The sequence below is a fragment of the Pseudomonas sp. B21-031 genome, assembly GCF_024748985.1.
GTDB lineage: Bacteria > Pseudomonadota > Gammaproteobacteria > Pseudomonadales > Pseudomonadaceae > Aquipseudomonas > Aquipseudomonas kermanshahensis.
In genome coordinates, this window is record NZ_CP087181.1 from 4177067 (window position 1) to 4195189 (window position 18123).

Consider the following 18123-nt stretch of genomic DNA (forward strand, 5'->3'; position numbering starts at 1 on the left):
GAGCGCTGTCTTCAACCTGACGCAATCAAACCGGCACTCAAAAACAACCCAACCCCAAACACCGTATGGGTCACCAGACTCTTCAGGCAGTTACGCCCAGGCGTCGGCGTCCGCGAGGCAAAGAACCCCGCCCCCATCACCGGCTGCATGAAGCACAGCGGCGCCGCCACCGTCGCCACACCCCAAACCAGCGCAGGCCACAGCGTCGGGGCACTCAGCCAGCCTTCCCCGACCATCCCCACCAGCATCACCGCAAACAGCACACCGATCACGTAGTGGATAACCCAACCCAAGGCCAGTTCGTTCGCAACCGGTTCGGCCTTGGCGATAGCGTCGTGGCGCACCCGCCCCTTCATCACATGGCCCGCCCAGCGCCCCACCATGGCGAAATTCAAGGTGGGGATACCCAAGCGCCGCAGCAACATCCCCCACAGGTCCATGATCGCGGTGGCCCCTACCCCGATCAGCAAAGCGGCTTTTAGCATGGCAAGCGTCATCGATTCAGCCCTCTAAGATTGACGTTCAGCAACATGCCGCGCAGCATAGAAGTTGAAGTCAACTTCAAGTCAAGGCCTAGAATGGACATTGCCGATGTCGCCAAGCGCACAGGCGTACCCGCATCAACGCTGCGCTATTACGAAAAGAAAGGCTTGCTCAAGTCCCTCGCCGGCCGCGGCCAGCGGCGGCAGTTTGCTGCCGACGTGGCGGACCGGCTGGCACTGATTGCCCTAGGGCAGGCTGCTGGGTTTTCCCTTGATGAAGTGGGCGCGATGCTGGTGGACCTGCAGGTCGATCGGCAAATGCTGATAGCTAAAGCGGACGAAATCGATGCACGGGTCAAGCGCTTGCAAGCAATGAGCAAGGGGCTGCGGCATGCAGCGCAGTGCCCGGAGGACGATCACCTGGCCTGTCCGAAATTTCAGCGCTTGATGAAGCTTTCAGCCGCCGGGGCGTTGGGGGAAAAGCACCTACACCAGGGCGGGCCTGGAAAAACGCGAAGCCAGCCACCTCGCCGTACTTAGCCCAACAATCAAAAGCGCAACGCCCTCAATGCTCAACATCATCGCACTGACGCCTAGCTGCGTGATCAATTGACTGGCTACGAAGGGGAACCCGAACACACCGATGAAATACGACAGGCTGAACAGCAGCAGTGCTTGCGCGGTAAGGCCCGCTGGCGCCTCATTGGCAGCCAGCCCGTTGATTACCGAGTAGTTCAAGCCATAACCCACGCCCAACAGCATGGCCATCGCCAGATAGCGTTCGGCGCTGTGCACCCATTGATCAAAGCCCACTACGGCAGTGGCCATGATCAAGGTTAAAACCCACGAAGTCGCCAGCGGCGGTTGCTTCACAACCCAGCCGGCCAGCAAGAGCCTGCAGGCGATCGCAGCGCCCATGAAGCCAATGAAGAAGATCGAGTAATCAAGCCCGAGGCGGTCGGCATAGCTGGTCTGGAAACTGCCCATCGTGCCGAAAATCGCCCCACCCAGCCCTACCATCAAAATCGACAAGCCCGAACGCGAACGCATCACGTTGAGCGCGGACACCAAACCGATCTGCACCTTCTCAGCCGGTCGTTGCCCCAGCGAAGTCGAACCCAGCCAAGCAAAGTACAGCCCCGCCAACCCTGCAGCGCACGCCGCCACCCAAAAAGCGAGCTGGGTAGGCAGCGCCACGAAGGCCGCGAACTTACCCAGTAATGGCCCGGTACCTATGCCAGTCAACATGCTGCCGGAGAGCAATGCAAAACAGTGCGTGCGGCGTGATGGCTCGACCATTTGAGCAACCATGATCGGCCCTACCGTGTAGAAGAGCCCCCAACCAACCCCAAGCATCAAGCCACACGCCAACAACGCGCCGCCCAGGCCGGGCACCACGGCAAAACCCACTGACGCCACGACCAGGCAGAACGCCCCGACAGCGATAGCGCGAGCAGCGCCAACGCGCTGCAACAGATGCCCCGAGCCCACCACAGACATCAGCGTACTGAGCATCGCGACTGCAAATACCCGCCCTGCATCGCTCGCAGTGCCGCCCAACGTCTGCACCAGCATAGAGAGCAGAAACGTCGTGCCATAGCTGATGGAGAGTAGGAAACAGGCGATGCAGAACACGGTAAAGTGCTGAAACCGTGGCAGGGGTACAGACGACTTCATGTAAGCAGTCCTTGCTGAAAGGTACTGCTTTCTATCACGGCAAGGCACTGGCAAAGGCATGCATTTGCTGACGTTGAGATCGTCACTTCAGTACCTAAACGACCGCCGCCCTTTGACGCCACTGATCGCGGCTCAACTCCCAGATCTCTTTGAGCACGGCGCCACAGACGAAATGCCCCGGCTCAGTCCCGACCAGGCGCATGCCTTCGTGCAGGGAAACACTGCGCGACCTGCCATTGCTCGCCGCCTTGGGCACCTGCATGACGCAACGCCCAAGCGTCTCGAACCAATAGTCGTTGATGACCACACAGGCCTCACGGATGTAGCCGTTTTTTTGCCATGCAGGTGCGAGCCAGAAGCCACGGTTGTTACCCGGCTGGTCATAGAGGCTGATGCTGCCGATGATCTGCGTTGGCGTCGTCTTCAGGCGGATCATCCAGTGCCATTCGCAGCCAGCGTTCATGGCAGGCAATGCGATGTCTCGGACGTAGACGAGTGCGCCGTCTTCGGGATAGGGCCATGGCACTCGGCTGTCCAGGTAGCGAACAATGTCCCAGCAGGGAAACAATTGCTGAATAGCGGGTGCGTCGCCAAGCTGCAGCGGCGTGAGTATCAGGCGCGAGGTTTCGAGAGTAGGAAGGCTGTCCATGGCGCAGCGTCCGTTCTGCAGGCGGTATGGCCTTCTGGCATTCTCACAGAGCAGAGGTTGAAACGTCGAGACGCCATGCGCTTTCGCACATTGACTAAGAGGTATTTTTGAACGAGATATCCTTGAGAGCTCAAGGATTTAAAGAATGGAGGCAGCCCCACCAGCCACACCCCGGCACTCGATGTTCCCGCTATGGCTGCTCCCTTCCGGGCCTGACCAGGTTAACGGGTAATCAATGCGGGGGGACCGATGGGGCCACCACTGACGCAACTCGCTAAGCAGCGAGCCGCGCCATTGTACCGGTCTGAGGCGAAGTTACAACCTCTTCGGGGAGAAAAAGTCATCATTTCTCAATGACTTGTTTAAAGGTGGGTCAGATTGCGATGCCCTGCTCCGCCAGGAAGGCGATGAACGCGTCTTCGTCCAGCACCTTCACACCCAGCTCACTGGCCTTGGCCAGCTTGGAGCCCGCGCCAGGGCCGGCGACCACGCAGTGGGTCTTGCCGGAAACGGAACCTGCCACCTTGGCGCCGAGGCTTTCCAGTTTGTCTTTGGCAATGTCGCGGCTCATGCGCTCCAGGGTGCCGGTCAACACCCAGGTCTGCCCGGCCAGAGGCAGGCCTTCGGCGACTTTCTTCTCGCTGTTCCAGTGCATGCCGAACGCCAGCAACTGGGCTTCGATATCCCGCGCCAGCTTCTGGTTCGCTTCGTCCTTGAAGAACTCGCGCACGGCCTCGGCCTGCTTGGCGGCCAGGGCCTGGCGCAGATCGATGCCGTCGGCGGTGATGATCTTGTCCAGGCTGTCGAGCTTGGCCACCAGCTTCTCAGCGCCGGTCGGGCCGACCGAGGCGATGTCGAGCTTGGCAATCATCCCAGCCAGGGTGGTGCTGGCGGCGAACTCGGCGGCCAGGTCGCCTTCGTCCTGCAACTGCATGCCGCAGGCGAGCAGTTGCTCGATGACTTTGCGGTTATGCTCGTCTTCGAAGAAGTTGTGGATTTCGTATGCCACTTCAAGACCAATGTCCGGCAAGTAGGTCAGCACCTGTGGCAGCGCCTGCTGCACCCGCGCCAGGCTGCCCAGCGAGCGAGCCAGGACCTTGGCGGTCTCTTCCCCCACATCCGGAATGCCCAGGGCGTAGATGAAGCGCGCCAGGCTCGGGCGCTTGCTGGCTTCGATGGCATCCAGCAGCTTCTTGCTGGAAACTTCGGCAAACCCTTCCAGCCCGACGATCTGGTCGAACTGAAGCTTGTACAGGTCTGCTGGCGAGCCGATCAGCCCTTCGTCCACCAACTGCTCTACGCTCTTTTCGCCCAGGCCGTCGATATCCATCGCGCGGCGCGAAACGTAGTGGATGATCGCCTGCTTGAGCTGGGCACCACAGGCCAGACGACCGACGCACCGGTACACCGCGCCTTCGCTGGTGGTTTCCTTGCCTTTGCTGCGTTTGACCAGCTGCGTGCGCTCGACCTGCGAGCCACACACCGGGCATGCGCTCGGCACTTCAACCGGGCGGGCATCTTCGGGGCGGCGCTCGAGCACTACTTGCATGACTTGCGGGATCACGTCGCCGGCGCGGCGGATGATCACCGTGTCGCCAATGCGCAGGCCCAGGCGGGCGATTTCGTCCATGTTGTGCAGGGTGGCGTTGGACACGGTCACGCCGGCCACTTTGACAGGCTTCAGGCGTGCCACAGGCGTCACCGCCCCGGTACGCCCCACCTGGAATTCCACATCCAGCACCTCGGTCAGCTCTTCCATGGCCGGGAACTTGTGGGCAATCGCCCAGCGCGGCTCGCGGGCGCGGAAGCCCAGTTCGCGCTGGGATGCCAGACTGTTGACCTTGAACACCACGCCGTCGATCTCGTACGGCAGGCTGTTACGGCGTTCGCCGATGTCGCGGTAGTACGCCAGGCACTCTTCGATGCCGGCGGCATGCCGTAGCTCACGGCTGATCGGCAGGCCCCAGGCCTTGAGCTGTTCGAGGATGCCAATGTGGCTGTCGCCGATGCTTGCGGACACCTGCCCTACGCCATAGCAGCAGAACTCCAGCGGGCGGCTGGCGGTGATTTTCGAATCCAATTGGCGCAGACTGCCGGCGGCGGCGTTGCGCGGGTTGGCGAAGGTTTTGCCACCCGCTTCTGCCTGGGCGGCATTGAGCCGATCGAAACCGGCCTTGCTCATGTACACCTCGCCACGCACCTCCAGCACCGCAGGCCAACCTTCGCCCTGCAGCTTGAGCGGGATGTTGCGCACGGTGCGCACGTTGGCACTGATGTCTTCGCCGGTGGTGCCATCGCCACGGGTGGCGCCTTGCACCAATTGGCCGTCGCGGTACAGCAGGCTTACCGCCAGGCCATCGAGTTTGGGTTCGCAGCTGTAGTCGACCGCACCCGGCTGATCGAGACCATCTACCACACGGCGGCCGAATTCACGCAGGTCAGCTTCTTCGAAGGCGTTACCCAAGCTGAGCATGGGCACTTCATGACGTACCTGGCTGAATGCAGCCAGGGCCTGGCCGCCGACGCGCTGGGTTGGCGAGTCCGGCGTTACCAAGTGCGGGTGTTCGGCTTCCAGCGCCTTGAGCTCGTTGAACAGGCGGTCGTATTCAGCATCGGGCACGCTGGGCTCATCGAGCACGTAGTAGCGGTAGTTATGCTGGTCGAGCTCGGCGCGTAGGGCGTGGATTCGGGATTCGGCGGTCATTCGTTTGTCTTCTCTTGCAAAGCAAAAGAGCAGCCTGAGGGACGTTGCCTGGGGCCCTGGATCCTTTATCCCTGGTCTGGCCCCTTCGCGGGTAAACCCGCTCCCACAGGTACGCCACTGGGCTCAAAAACAGTGGGGTACCTGTGGGAGCGGGTTTACCCGCGAAGGGGCCAGATCAGACAACCTAGGAGCCCGAACCGGCCAGCACGCCCCGCAGGCTGCTCTTTCGTCTGGATCTATCAGCGCTTCTGGGTCAGCGCGCGGCGCTCGAACTCGACGATGCGCTGGCGGTAATGCTCGATGGTCTGGGCGGTCAGCACGCTGCGCTGGTCGTCCTTGAGTTCGCCATTGAGCTCATGGGCCAACTTGCGCGCCGCCGCGACCATCACGTCGAAGGCCTGCTTAGGGTGACGCGGGCCTGGCAGCCCCAGGAAGAAGCTCACCGCACGGGTGCTGAAGTGGTCGATGTCGTCCAGGTCGAAAATACCGGGCTTCACGGCGTTGGCCATGGAGAACAGCACTTCGCCGTGGCCGGCCATGCTCTCGTGGCGGTGGAAGATGTCCATCTCGCCAAAACGCAGGCCGCTCTCAAGAATGTTCTGCAGCAGTGCCGGGCCTTTGAACCCCCCCTCGTCGCGGGAGATGACGCTGATCACCAGCACTTCTTCAGCGGGAGGCAGTTCCTTGACCGTGTTGTTGCTGGACGACGCACCGCTGTTGCGGTTGTTGTCGGCGGCAAAATCATCATCGGCATCGGCGAACAGATCAGGCTCGCGTGCCTCTGCGACCAGGTTCAGGTCACCTTGCGGCACTTCTGCGGCACGCTTGCTACGCTTGCTGGCCTTGACCGGCTTGGGCTCGCGTTCGCGATCGCGCGACGACGCACTGAGCGAGGGCAGGTCGCTCTCGTCCAGTTCTGGCTCCTTGTGGTTATCCAATACCCGCGATGGGCCAAGCACTTCAGCGCCGCCCTCTTCGTCGGGGACATTGGAATAACTGCGGTCCAGACGGAATTTCAACTTGCCTTTCCCGCCGCGCATGCGGCGCCAGCCGTCGAAAAGAATACCGGCAATGACAATGATGCCGATGAGGATCAGCCACTCGCGCAGACCGATTTCCATGTAATCCCGTGCCTCTATAAAAATATGCTTGAAAACAAAGGGTTCAAAGCCCTTTAACACGTGGCGCCAACTCTATGTTCTGACAGGCGTTTTACCCACGCAAAAAACGAGTGACATTAAGCTAGCACGACCAAAGACAACTTTACACCGTCTGTCGCACATGGCGGGGCCATTTCACTACAGAATGTGCCCTATCTTCGCGCATCAGGCGTCGACCATGGCCATCGCCTCCTCCACATCCACTGCAACGAGGCGTGAGCAGCCCGGCTCATGCATCGTCACCCCCATCAATTGATCCGCCATCTCCATGGCAATCTTGTTATGGGTGATGTAGATGAACTGCACGCTTTCACTCATTTCCTTCACCAGCCGGGCGTAACGCCCGACGTTGGCATCGTCCAGCGGCGCATCGACTTCGTCGAGCATGCAGAACGGTGCGGGGTTCAACTTGAAAATGGCGAACACCAGCGCCAGGGCGGTCAGTGCCTTCTCGCCACCGGACAGCAGATGGATGGTGCTGTTCTTCTTGCCCGGGGGTCGCGCCATGATCGTTACCCCTGTATCGAGTAGATCTTCGCCCGTCAGTTCCAGATAAGCGCTGCCACCACCGAAAACTTTTGGAAAAAGCGCCTGTAATCCGGCATTTATCTGATCAAAGGTATCTTTGAAGCGGTTGCGCGTTTCCTTGTCGATCTTGCGGATGACGTTTTCCAGCGTCTCCAAGGCCTCGACCAGGTCGGCGTTCTGGGCGTCCAGGTAGCGCTTGCGCTCGGACTGCTGCTCGTACTCTTCGATGGCCGCCAGGTTGATCGCGCCCAGGCGCTGGATACGCGCCTCGGTCTGCTCCAGCGCCTGCTCGGTGCTCTGTTCGGTGGCATCGGCTTCAAGGGTGGCAAGCACGCCTTGCAGGTCGTAGCCGTCGGCCAGCAGCTGTTCCTGCAGGGTCTTGCGCCGTACATCCAGGCCCTGGCACTCCAGGCGTAGCTGCTCCAGCTGACCACGCAACAGCTGGGCTTGCTGCTCGGCTTGGGTGCGGCGTTTTTCCGCGTCGCGAAGGGAACGGTCTGCTTCGTCCATGTGCAGGCGCGCCTGACGCATCTCTTCGTCGACGCTCATGCGCCGCTCCAGCAGCTCTTCGAGTTTGAGGCGCAGCTCTTCGAGGGGCGCTGCGCCCTCCTCCAGGTTCAGGCTCAGTTGCTCCTGGCGCTCGGTCAGGCGTGCTGCCTGCTGCTCCAGGCGCTCCAGGGCCTGATGGGTGGAGTCGTGCTGGGCACGCAGCGAGCCCAGGCGCACGGCCAACTGGTGGGCGTGGTCCTTGTGCTGGCGGGCCTCCTGACGGATGCGGTCAAGGCCTTCGCGCAGGGTATCGCGGCGGGCCATCAACTGCTCGCGCTGCTCGGTGTCCTGGGCCATCAGGTCCAGGGCTTCTTGCAGCACCCGCCGCGCCTCGCCCAGTTGCTCGTGCTCCAGGGCGCGCTGCTCTTGCAGCTCGGTCAGCTCTTCGTGCAGACGGCGGCGACGCAATTCGACTTGCTCGGCACGGGCCCGGCTGGCCGACAAGCTGGCCTTGAGCTCGCCGTGCTGGCGGCTTTCTTCCTGGGTGCGACGGCGCAGTTGCTCGCGCTGTTCTTCCAGGCCCAGTTGCTGCTCGCGCAAATCCTGCAGCTGTTGCTCAAGGTGCTCCAGGGCCGCTTCCTGCTCCAGCTGTTGCTGGCCCAGGCGCTCGATCTCCTGGCCACGGGCCAACACCCCACCTTCGGCCTCGCCGCCTCGGCTGACCCGCAAAAAATGCCGGCCAACCCAATAACCGTCACGGCTAACCAGGCTTTGCCCTTCAGCCAGGGTCGCGCGCAGTGCCAGCGCCTGGGCCAGGTCATCGACCGGTTTCACCTGCCCCAACCAGGGCGTCAGGTCGGTACGCCCTTCGACTTTGTCCAGCAGGCTGCCCGCCAGCCGCGCACCCTCGCCGCTTGCCAGCAGCAAACGCAACTCGCCTTGTTCCAAATCGGCAAAATCGAGGCTGCTGAAATCATCGACCAGCACGGCTTGCAGATCGGCGCCAAGCACCGTCTCCACGGCCAGTTCCCAGCCCGGCTCGACGCGCAGCCCTTCCGCCAGGCGCGGTCGCTGTGCCAGGCCCTGCTCACGTAACCAGTCTGCGGCCCCCACACCCGGCTCTAGCGCGGCCTGCTGCAAGGCCTCCAGCGATGCCAGCCGCCCGCCCAGGCGCTGCAGGTCACCCTGCGCCTGTTGTTGCGCCTGGGTGGCCTGTTGCAATTGCTCGCGCGTGCCTTCGAGTTGCTCGACCACTTGCTCTTCAGACAGCTGCAACGTTTCGAGCAGCATCTCGCTGCTGGCCAACTGCTCGGACAGCTCAACCAGGGCCGCGTCCTGCGGCTCGGCACCTAACAGGTCGCGTTCTTCACCCAGCTTGCGCTGGCGCTCCGACAAGCGTTCAAGGCTAGCTTCAAGCTGCTGCAGGCGGGACTGTTGCACTTCTGCCTGACGGCGGGGCTCAGCGGAGCGGGTGTTGAAGGTGTCCCATTGTTCTTGCCAGCCGTGCATGCCCAGCTCGGCTTCTTCGAGGGTGGCGGCAGCTTCTTCGGCGGCCGCCAGGGTCATTTCCTGTTCGGGCTCGAGCATGGCCAGTTCTTCGCCGAGGGTGGCCAGCAAGGTGCGGTCGTGGCCCAGGTGGGACTCGGTCTCCAAGCGCGTGCGCTCGGCCTCTTTGAAGTCGTCCTGCAACTGGCGAAGGCGCTGCTGGCCGTGCTGGATGCTCTGCTCGACCCGGGCGATATCGCCCGCCACCGAATAGAAGCGGCCCTGCACCTGGTTGAAGCGCTCGGACAATTCGTGGTGGCCATCACGCAGGCGCTCGATACTCGCGTCGGCATTGCGCTGCTCGGCCACCAAGGCCTCGTGGGACACGTCCTGATCACCGATCACCGCCTCGCGCTGGCGTACGCGTTCGTCCAGGTCGCGCCAGCGCAGGGCCGACAAGCGGGCTTTCAGCTGGCGTTCCTGGGCCTTGTACTCACGGTACTTTTCAGCTGCCTGGGCCTGACGGTGCAGCCGCTCGAGCTGGCGTTCGAGCTCGTCACGCAAGTCGGTGAGGCGCGCCAGGTTTTCCTGGGTGCGGCGGATGCGGTTCTCGGTCTCGCGGCGGCGCTCCTTGTACTTGGAGATACCCGCCGCTTCTTCGATGAAGTTGCGCAGCTCTTCGGGCTTGGCTTCGATCAGTTTGGAGATCATGCCCTGCTCGATGATCGAGTAGCTGCGCGGCCCAAGGCCGGTGCCGAGGAAAATATCGGTGATATCCCGGCGACGGCATTTTGCGCCGTTGAGGTAATAGCTGTTCTGCGCGTCGCGGGTCACCTTGCGGCGGATGGAAATTTCAGCGTAAGCCGCGTACTCCCCGACCAAGGTGTTGTCGCTGTTATCGAACACCAGCTCGATACTGGCCTGGCTGACCGGTTTGCGGCTGGTAGAGCCGTTGAAGATGACGTCGGTCATCGACTCGCCACGCAGGTTCTTCGCCGAACTCTCGCCCATCACCCAGCGCACCGCGTCGATGATGTTGGATTTGCCGCAACCGTTGGGGCCTACCACGGCCGCCATGTTGCTGGGGAAGTTGACCGTGGTGGGGTCGACGAACGACTTGAACCCGGCCAGGCGAATGCACTTGAGGCGCATCGTCAGGCCCGGGCCAACGCCGCCAGCACCAGCTCACAGCTGCGCTGGCAATAGGCGGTGAGCACCTCGCGAATGCGCGGCAGGTCGCGGGCGACCACCGCCTCAAGCAGGCGCGCGAATAGCTCCAGGTAGTCGTCCGTGCTGGCCTGGCGTTGGTCCAGGGCCAGGTAGTAGGCGCGGCTCATGGCCGGCTGCAGGTTTTCGACGGTTTCCTGCAGGTACGGGTTGTCGGCGAACGGGTAGGCAGCCCGCATGACGGCGAAGCTTTCAGCGACAAAGGCCTTGATATCTTGCTGGTCGCGGGCATGCTGCAAGCGCTGCTGGATCTCCAGAAACGGGCGCAAGTCGGCCTCCAGGCGCCATTTTTGTGCAACGGCGTTACCCAGCAGGATATAGAACTCGCCCATCAGGTTGCACAGGCTGCGCACACTGCGCTCGTCCAGCTTGGTCACATGCGCACCGCGACGCGGCAAGATCGCGACCAGATGGCGACGTTCGAGGATCAACAGCGCTTCACGCACCGAGCCGCGGCTGACATTCAGCGCCTGGGTGACCTTCTGCTCCTGGATGCGCTCGCCCGGCGCCAGCTCGCCGCGAATAATGCGTTCGGCCAGGTAATCGGCAATCTGCTCGGAGAGGCTGTCCGGGGCCTTGAACGTCATGGTTTTCCTTCAAAATCATTGAACTGGGCACAAGGGGCGGATTGTAGCGTACTTGACCCGCACTCGCGCAGAGGGGCCTTGAGCTTTATTTGGCCTGCCAGGCAGCTGCCTGCACGGCGCGATCTATGCTTGTGATATAGGCAATGTGTTCGGCCGGGTGTAGACATACGCATTTTCCTGACCTTTGAGTCAGAAAAATATTGACCAGTTCGTCAGGTCTGCTTATTGTCCGCCCAACAACAATAAAACCATTGCGAGGCCATCCCCGTGATCCAGTTTCTCGTCAACCAGGAGCTGCGTAATGAGCACGCCCTGGACCCGAACATGACGGTGCTGCAATACCTGCGCGAGCACCTGGGCAAACCCGGCACCAAGGAAGGCTGCGCCAGCGGTGACTGCGGTGCGTGTACCGTGGTGGTCGGTGAATTGACCCAGGACGACCAAGGCCAGGATACCCTGCGCTACCGGAGCCTCAACTCATGCCTGACGTTCGTTTCGTCACTGCACGGCAAGCAGTTGATCAGCGTCGAAGGCCTCAAGCACCAGGGTGAACTGCACAGCGTGCAAAAAGCCATGGCCGACTGCCATGGCTCGCAATGCGGCTTCTGCACCCCAGGCTTTGTTATGTCGCTGTTCGCCCTGCAGAAAAACAGCCAAAGCGCCGACGTGCACCAGGCCCAGGAAGCCTTGGCCGGCAACCTGTGCCGCTGCACCGGCTACCGGCCGATCCTCGATGCCGCCGAGCAAAGCTGCCGCCAGCCTTGCCGCGATCAGTTCGACGCCCAACAAGCCCAAACCATCAGCCGCCTCAAGGCCATCGCGCCAACCCAGACCGGCGAGCTCAACAGCGGCGACAAGCGCTGCCTGGTGCCGTTGACTGTGGCCGACCTGGCCGACCTGTACAGCTCGCACCCCGAAGCACGCCTGCTGGCCGGCGGTACCGACCTGGCGCTGGAAGTGACCCAGTTCCACAAGACCCTGCCGGTGATGATCTATGTCGGCCATGTGGCCGAGCTCAAGCGCATCGACAAGACCGCCAGCCACCTGGAAATCGGCGCAGCCACCTCGCTCACTGACTGCTACGAGGCGCTCAACGCCGAGTACCCTGATTTCGGCGACCTGCTGCACCGCTTCGCCTCGCTGCAGATCCGCAACCAAGGCACCCTGGGCGGCAATATCGGCAACGCGTCGCCGATTGGTGACTCGCCGCCCCTGCTGATCGCCCTGGATGCCCAGGTGGTGCTGCGCCAAGGCGAACGCCAGCGCACCCTGGCGCTAGAGGATTACTTCATCGATTACCGCATCACCGCGCGCCAGGACAGCGAGTTCATCGAGAAGATCATCGTGCCGCGCGCCAGTGAGGAATGGGCCTTCCGCGCCTATAAAGTGTCTAAGCGCCTGGATGACGACATCTCTGCCGTGTGCGCAGCGTTCAACCTGAGCATCGAGAACGGCGTGGTCAGCGGCGTGCGTATCGCCTTCGGTGGCATGGCCGCGATCCCCAAACGCGCCCGCGCCTGCGAAGCGGCCCTGCGCGGCAAGCCGTGGAACCAAGCCAGCATCGAGCGCGCCTGCCAGGCCCTGGCCGAAGACTTCACCCCGCTCAGCGACTTCCGCGCCAGCAAGGAATACCGCCTGCTGACCGCGCAAAACCTGCTGCGCAAGTACTTCATCGAACAGCAAACGCCGTACATCGAAACCCGGGTGACCGCTTATGTCTAACCATCACGTAGCCAAGAGCCAGGCCGAGATGGCCGAACTGTTCAGCCAGGACCTGACCACCGGAGTCGGCCGCAGCGTCAAGCACGACAGCGCCGACAAACACGTGGCCGGCGAAGCGGTGTACATCGATGACCGCCTCGAATTCCCCAACCAGTTGCACGTCTATGCGCGCACCGCCGACCGTGCCCATGCGCGCATCCTGCGCATCGACACCACGCCGTGCTATGCCTTCGAGGGCGTGCGCATCGCCATCACCCACGAAGACATCCCGGGCCTTAAGGACATCGGCCCAGTCGTAGCCGGTGACCCACTGCTGGCCATCGACAAGGTCGAGTTCTTCGGTCAACCGGTGCTTGCCGTGGCTGCCCGCGACCTGGAAACCGCCCGCCGCGCCGCCATGGCGGCCATCGTCGAGTATGAAGACCTGGAGCCGGTACTGGATGTGGTCGAAGCGTTGCGCAAAAAGCACTTCGTACTCGACAGCCACACCCACCAGCGCGGCGACTCGGCCGCGGCCTTGGCCAGTGCTCCGCATCGCCTGCAAGGCACCTTGCACATCGGCGGCCAGGAGCACTTCTACCTGGAGACGCAGATTTCTTCGGTGATGCCCACCGAGGACGGCGGCATGATCGTCTACTGTTCCACGCAAAACCCCACCGAGGTGCAGAAGCTAGTGGCCGAAGTGCTGGACGTACCGATGAACAAGGTCGTCCTCGACATGCGCCGCATGGGCGGTGGTTTCGGCGGCAAGGAAACCCAGGCCGCCAGCCCGGCCTGCCTGTGCGCGGTAATTGCGCGCCTGACCGGCCAGCCGACCAAGATGCGCCTGCCGCGCGTAGAAGACATGACCATGACCGGCAAGCGTCACCCGTTCTATGTCGAGTACGACGTTGGCTTCGATGACAACGGCCGCCTGCACGGCATCAACTTCGACCTGGCCGGCAACTGCGGCTACTCGCCCGACCTGTCCGGCTCGATCGTCGACCGCGCCATGTTCCACTCCGACAACGCCTATTACCTGGGCGATGCCACCGTGCATGGCCACCGCTGCAAGACCAACACCGCCTCCAACACCGCCTACCGCGGCTTCGGCGGCCCACAGGGCATGGTCGCCATCGAGCAGGTGATGGACCATATCGCCCGCCACCTGGGGCGTGACCCGCTGGCCGTGCGCAAAGCCAACTATTACGGCAAGACCGAGCGCAACGTCACCCACTACTACCAGACCGTCGAGCACAACATGCTCGACGAGATGACCGCCGACCTGGAAGCCAGCAGCGATTACGCCGAACGCCGTGAGTCGATCCGCCGGTTCAATGCCAACAGCCCGATCCTCAAGAAGGGCCTGGCGCTGACCCCGGTCAAGTTCGGCATCTCGTTCACCGCCACCTTCCTCAACCAGGCGGGGGCGCTGATCCACATCTACACCGACGGCAGCATCCACCTGAACCACGGCGGCACCGAGATGGGCCAGGGCCTGAATACCAAAGTCGCCCAGGTGGTCGCGCAGATCTTCCAAGTCGATTTCGACCGTATCCAGATCACCGCCACCAACACCGACAAGGTGCCCAACACCTCGCCTACCGCAGCCTCCAGCGGCGCAGACCTGAATGGCAAGGCAGCGCAAAACGCCGCCGAGATCCTCAAGAAGCGCCTGACCGAATTCGCCGCGCGGCACTATCAGGTGACCGAGGAGGACGTCGAGTTTCGCAACGGCCATGTGCGTGTGCGCGATCAGATCGTCAGCTTCGAGCAACTGGTGCAGCAGGCGTACTTCGCCCAGGTGTCGCTGTCGAGCACCGGCTTCTACCGCACGCCGAAAATCTTCTACGACCGCAGCCAGGCCCGCGGCCGGCCGTTCTACTACTTCGCCTTTGGCGCGGCCTGCGTGGAAGTGATCGTCGACACCCTGACCGGCGAGTACAAGATGCTGCGCGCCGACATCCTGCATGACGTGGGTGACTCGCTGAACCCGGCCATCGACATCGGCCAGGTTGAAGGCGGCTTCATCCAAGGCATGGGGTGGCTGACCACCGAGGAACTGGTGTGGAACGCCAAGGGCAAACTGATGACCAACGGCCCGGCCAGCTACAAGATCCCCGCAGTGGCCGACATGCCGCTGGACATGCGCGTGAAGCTGGTGGAAAACCGCAAGAACCCGGAGGACACGGTGTTCCATTCCAAGGCCGTGGGCGAGCCGCCGTTCATGCTCGGCATCGCCGCCTGGTGTGCGATCAAGGACGCCGTGGCGAGCCTGGCCGACTACCGCGTGCAGCCGAACATCGACGCACCGGCGACCCCGGAGCGGGTGTTGTGGGGCTGTGAGCAGATGCGCAAGGAAGTGGCTCAGCAGCAATCTGCCGAACAAGAACTGGAAACCGTGACTCACTGACATCGCGTAACCCTGTGGGAGCGGGCTTGCCCCGCGAATACGAGGGTGTGGCCACTGCCGCATTCGCGGGGCAAGCCCGCTCCCACAAGAACAATGTCAGCCTTCAAGAGAGGTTGAATCATGCACCAATGGATCAACGCCCTCGCCGACCACCAGTCCCGTGGCGAACCCTGCGTACTGGTCACCATCATCGAGGAACGCGGCTCTACCCCGCGCAACGCCGGCTCGAAAATGGTCGTCAGTGCCACCGCGCTGTTCGACACCATCGGCGGCGGCCACCTGGAATACAAGGCCCTGCACATCGCCAGGCAGATGCTCGAAGCACAACGCACCACCCCGCACCTGGAGCGCTTCAGCCTCGGTGCCAGCCTCGGCCAGTGCTGCGGCGGCGTCACCGTGCTGCTGTTTGAACCGATGGCCGCGGTGCAGGCGCAGATCGCGGTGTTCGGTGCGGGCCATGTCGGCCGTGCTCTGGTACCCTTGCTCGCCGCGCTGCCCTGCCGGGTGCGCTGGATCGATTCGCGCGAACAGGAATTCCCCGAGCTCATCCCCCCAGGGGTGACCAAGGTGGTCAACGAGGAGCCGGTCGATGAAGTGGCCGAGCTGCCAGCCGGTTGCTATTGCATCGTCATGACCCACAACCACCAGCTCGACCTGGAACTGACCGCCGCCATTCTCAAGCGCAACGATTTCACCTGGTTCGGCCTGATCGGCTCGAAGACCAAACGGGCCAAGTTCGAGCACCGCCTGCGCGAGCGCGGCTACGACGCTGCCGTCATGGCCCGCATGCGCTGCCCCATGGGCATTGCCGAGGTCAAGGGCAAGCTGCCGATCGAGATCGCCGTGTCCATCGCCGCGGAAATCATTGCCACCTATAACGCCTGCTTCGGCCAGCATGACGCTGCCGCCAACGCTGGCCCCATTGCCCAGTTGCTGCCGCCCTCCCGGCGCAGCCAAGCCATTTGACGAGCGCTTTATGACCGCAACCCGCAAAGCCTACCGTGCCGCCATCCTGCACAGCATCGCCGACCCGGCCGAGGTCGGCCTGGAGGCCTCCCATGAATACTACGAAGACGGCCTGCTGGTGGTCGACGATGGCCGCATCAGCGCCATCGGTCACGCCAGCGAGCTGCTGCCGACTCTGGATGCCGGTATCGACGTGGTGCATTACCAGGATGCGCTGATCACCCCGGGCTTCATCGATACCCATATTCACTTCCCACAGACCGGCATGATCGGCTCCTACGGCGAACAGCTGCTGGACTGGCTCAACACCTACACCTTCCCGTGCGAGAAACAGTTCGCCGACAAGGGCCATGCCGACCAGGTCGCGAAAATCTTCCTCAAGGAACTGCTGCGCAACGGCACCACCACGGCCCTGGTGTTCGGCAGCGTGCACCCGGAGTCGGTCAACGCCCTGTTCGAAGAAGCCGAACGCCTCGACCTGCGGATGATCGCTGGCAAGGTGATGATGGACCGCAATGCCCCTGATTACCTGACCGACACGGCCGAGTCTGGTTACACCGAAAGCAAGGCACTGATTGAGCGCTGGCATGGCAAGGGCCGCCTGCACTATGCGGTCACTCCGCGCTTCGCACCGACCAGCACCCCTGCGCAACTGACGCTCGCAGGCCAACTGCTCAAGGAGCACCCGGGCGTGTACCTGCACACGCACTTGTCGGAGAACCTCAAGGAGATCGACTGGGTCAAGTCGCTGTTCCCCGAGCAGAAAGGCTACCTGGACGTCTATGACCACTTCGAGCTGCTGGGCGAGCGCTCGGTGTTCGCCCACGGCGTGCACCTGTGCGACGACGAGTGCCAGCGCCTGGCCGAAACCGGCTCGGCCGTGGCCTTCTGCCCGACCTCCAACCTGTTCCTGGGCAGCGGTTTGTTCAACCTGCCGCAGGCCGAGCGCTTCAAGGTCAACGTTGGCCTGGGCACCGACGTGGGCGCCGGCACCAGCTTCTCGCTGCTCAACACACTGAACGAGGCGTACAAGGTCATGCAACTGCAGGGCGCGCGCCTGCACCCGTACAAGTCGCTGTACCTGGCCACCCTCGGCGGCGCCCGCGCACTGCGCTTGGACGACCGCATCGGCAGCCTGCGCGCCGGTAACGATGCCGACTTCGTGGTGCTCGACTACAAGGCCACGCCGCTATTGGACTACCGTATTCAGCAGTCCAACAGCATCGAAGAGACCCTGTTCGTGCTCACCACCCTGGGCGATGACCGCACCGTGCGCGAGACTTACGCCGCAGGGCGTTGTGTGCACCAGCGCTAAGGCTCTTTCGCCAGGCCCCGGTACAACGCGCCGCCGATCGCCGCCCCGATCAGCGGCGCCAGCCAGAACAGCCACAGCTGCTGCAGGGCCCAGCCACCGACGAACAGTGCAGGCCCCGTGCTACGCGCGGGGTTGACCGAGGTATTGGTCACCGGGATCGAGATCAGGTGGATCAGGGTCAGGGCCAGGCCGATGGCAATCGGCGCAAAGCCTGCCGGGGCGCGGGCATCGGTGGCCCCCATGATCACCACCAGGAACATCGCCGTCATCACCACCTCACTGACAAACCCCGCCCCCAGCGAATAGCCGCCGGGCGAGTGATCAGCGTAGCCGTTCGACGCCAACCCTGACGACAACTCGAAACCGGCCTTGCCGCTGGCGATGAAATAGATCAACGCTGCCGCAAGGATGGCGCCGATCACCTGGGCGATGACGTAGGGCAGCAGTTCTTTGGCGGGGAAGCGCCCACCCACCACCAGCCCGAACGACACGGCGGGGTTGAGATGACAGCCAGAAATGTGACCGATGGCGAACGCCATGGTCAGGACAGTGAGGCCAAACGCGAAGGCGACACCGAGAACGCCGATGCCAAGCGGGGAACTGGCTGCGATTACCGCACTGCCGCAGCCGCCGAGGACCAGCCAGAAGGTGCCGATCAGTTCGGCCCCCATGCGTGTACCGAGGGACATGCTCATGAATCCTTTCCTCAAGAAGTTGAACGCAATGAATGCGCAAGCCCA

At 62.8% G+C, this 18123-nt stretch carries 13 protein-coding genes and 1 other RNA gene; 5 read left to right on the top strand and 9 right to left on the bottom strand.

Going from position 1 to position 18123, the window contains the following annotated elements; all coding sequences use genetic code 11:
* Positions 1–11: 11 nt before the first annotated feature.
* Positions 12–485 (bottom strand): DUF2938 domain-containing protein, encoded by a 474-nt coding sequence (locus tag LOY53_RS18565; protein WP_408981308.1) that lies wholly within the window; start codon positions 483–485, stop codon positions 12–14.
* Positions 486–578: 93 nt separating this feature from the next.
* Between LOY53_RS18565 and LOY53_RS18570 the strand changes: the two genes are divergently transcribed.
* The gene (locus tag LOY53_RS18570; protein ID WP_252825239.1) at positions 579–1022 is read left to right on the top strand and encodes a helix-turn-helix domain-containing protein; all 444 of its coding nucleotides are present in this window, start codon (positions 579–581) and stop codon (positions 1020–1022) included.
* Here the strand turns inward: LOY53_RS18570 and LOY53_RS18575 are convergent.
* The 7 genes from LOY53_RS18575 to LOY53_RS18605 all read right to left on the bottom strand — a co-directional run bounded on the left by LOY53_RS18575 (position 969) and on the right by LOY53_RS18605 (position 10988).
* A complete protein-coding gene (locus tag LOY53_RS18575; RefSeq protein WP_252827446.1) occupies positions 969–2159 on the bottom strand; it encodes an MFS transporter in 1191 nt (396 codons plus the stop codon). The two genes, LOY53_RS18570 and LOY53_RS18575, sit on opposite strands and share 54 nt — an antisense overlap.
* 94 nt (positions 2160–2253) lie before the next feature.
* Positions 2254–2808 carry a GNAT family N-acetyltransferase gene (locus tag LOY53_RS18580; protein WP_258703122.1) on the bottom strand — a complete coding sequence of 185 codons (555 nt, stop codon included), beginning with the start codon at positions 2806–2808 and terminating at the stop codon, positions 2254–2256.
* A gap of 155 nt (positions 2809–2963) precedes the next feature.
* An RNA gene (ffs, locus tag LOY53_RS18585) (signal recognition particle sRNA small type) lies at positions 2964–3060 on the bottom strand.
* 121 nt (positions 3061–3181) lie between these two features.
* On the bottom strand, positions 3182–5512 hold the full coding sequence (gene ligA, locus LOY53_RS18590) for an NAD-dependent DNA ligase LigA (RefSeq protein ID WP_258703123.1): 2331 nt from the start codon (positions 5510–5512) through the stop codon (positions 3182–3184).
* Positions 5513–5751: 239 nt separating this feature from the next.
* On the bottom strand, positions 5752–6633 hold the full coding sequence (zipA, locus tag LOY53_RS18595) for a cell division protein ZipA (protein WP_099454889.1): 882 nt from the start codon (positions 6631–6633) through the stop codon (positions 5752–5754).
* A gap of 204 nt (positions 6634–6837) precedes the next feature.
* Entirely contained in the window at positions 6838–10326 is a 3489-nt protein-coding gene (smc, locus tag LOY53_RS18600) for a chromosome segregation protein SMC (protein WP_252825244.1), read from the bottom strand.
* Between the two features lie 2 nt (positions 10327–10328).
* Entirely contained in the window at positions 10329–10988 is a 660-nt protein-coding gene (locus tag LOY53_RS18605) for a GntR family transcriptional regulator (protein WP_027592947.1), read from the bottom strand.
* A 267-nt stretch (positions 10989–11255) separates the two neighbouring features.
* On the opposite strand from LOY53_RS18605, the gene xdhA reads away from it, so the two are divergent.
* The 4 genes from xdhA (at position 11256) to guaD (ending at position 17383) form a co-directional block, all read left to right on the top strand.
* On the top strand, positions 11256–12710 hold the full coding sequence (gene xdhA / locus LOY53_RS18610; protein ID WP_252825246.1) for a xanthine dehydrogenase small subunit: 1455 nt from the start codon (positions 11256–11258) through the stop codon (positions 12708–12710).
* A complete protein-coding gene (gene xdhB, locus LOY53_RS18615; RefSeq protein WP_099428686.1) occupies positions 12703–15102 on the top strand; it encodes a xanthine dehydrogenase molybdopterin binding subunit in 2400 nt (799 codons plus the stop codon). The genes xdhA and xdhB overlap by 8 nt, the downstream gene beginning before the upstream one ends.
* Positions 15103–15222: 120 nt before the next feature.
* Positions 15223–16068 (top strand): xanthine dehydrogenase accessory protein XdhC, encoded by an 846-nt coding sequence (gene xdhC / locus LOY53_RS18620; RefSeq protein ID WP_085272530.1) that lies wholly within the window; start codon positions 15223–15225, stop codon positions 16066–16068.
* A gap of 10 nt (positions 16069–16078) precedes the next feature.
* Entirely contained in the window at positions 16079–17383 is a 1305-nt protein-coding gene (gene guaD / locus LOY53_RS18625; RefSeq protein ID WP_027592951.1) for a guanine deaminase, read from the top strand.
* Here guaD and aqpZ read toward each other — a convergent pair.
* A complete protein-coding gene (gene aqpZ, locus LOY53_RS18630; protein ID WP_258703124.1) occupies positions 17380–18078 on the bottom strand; it encodes an aquaporin Z in 699 nt (232 codons plus the stop codon). The two genes, guaD and aqpZ, sit on opposite strands and share 4 nt — an antisense overlap.
* Positions 18079–18123: the final 45 nt, after the last annotated feature.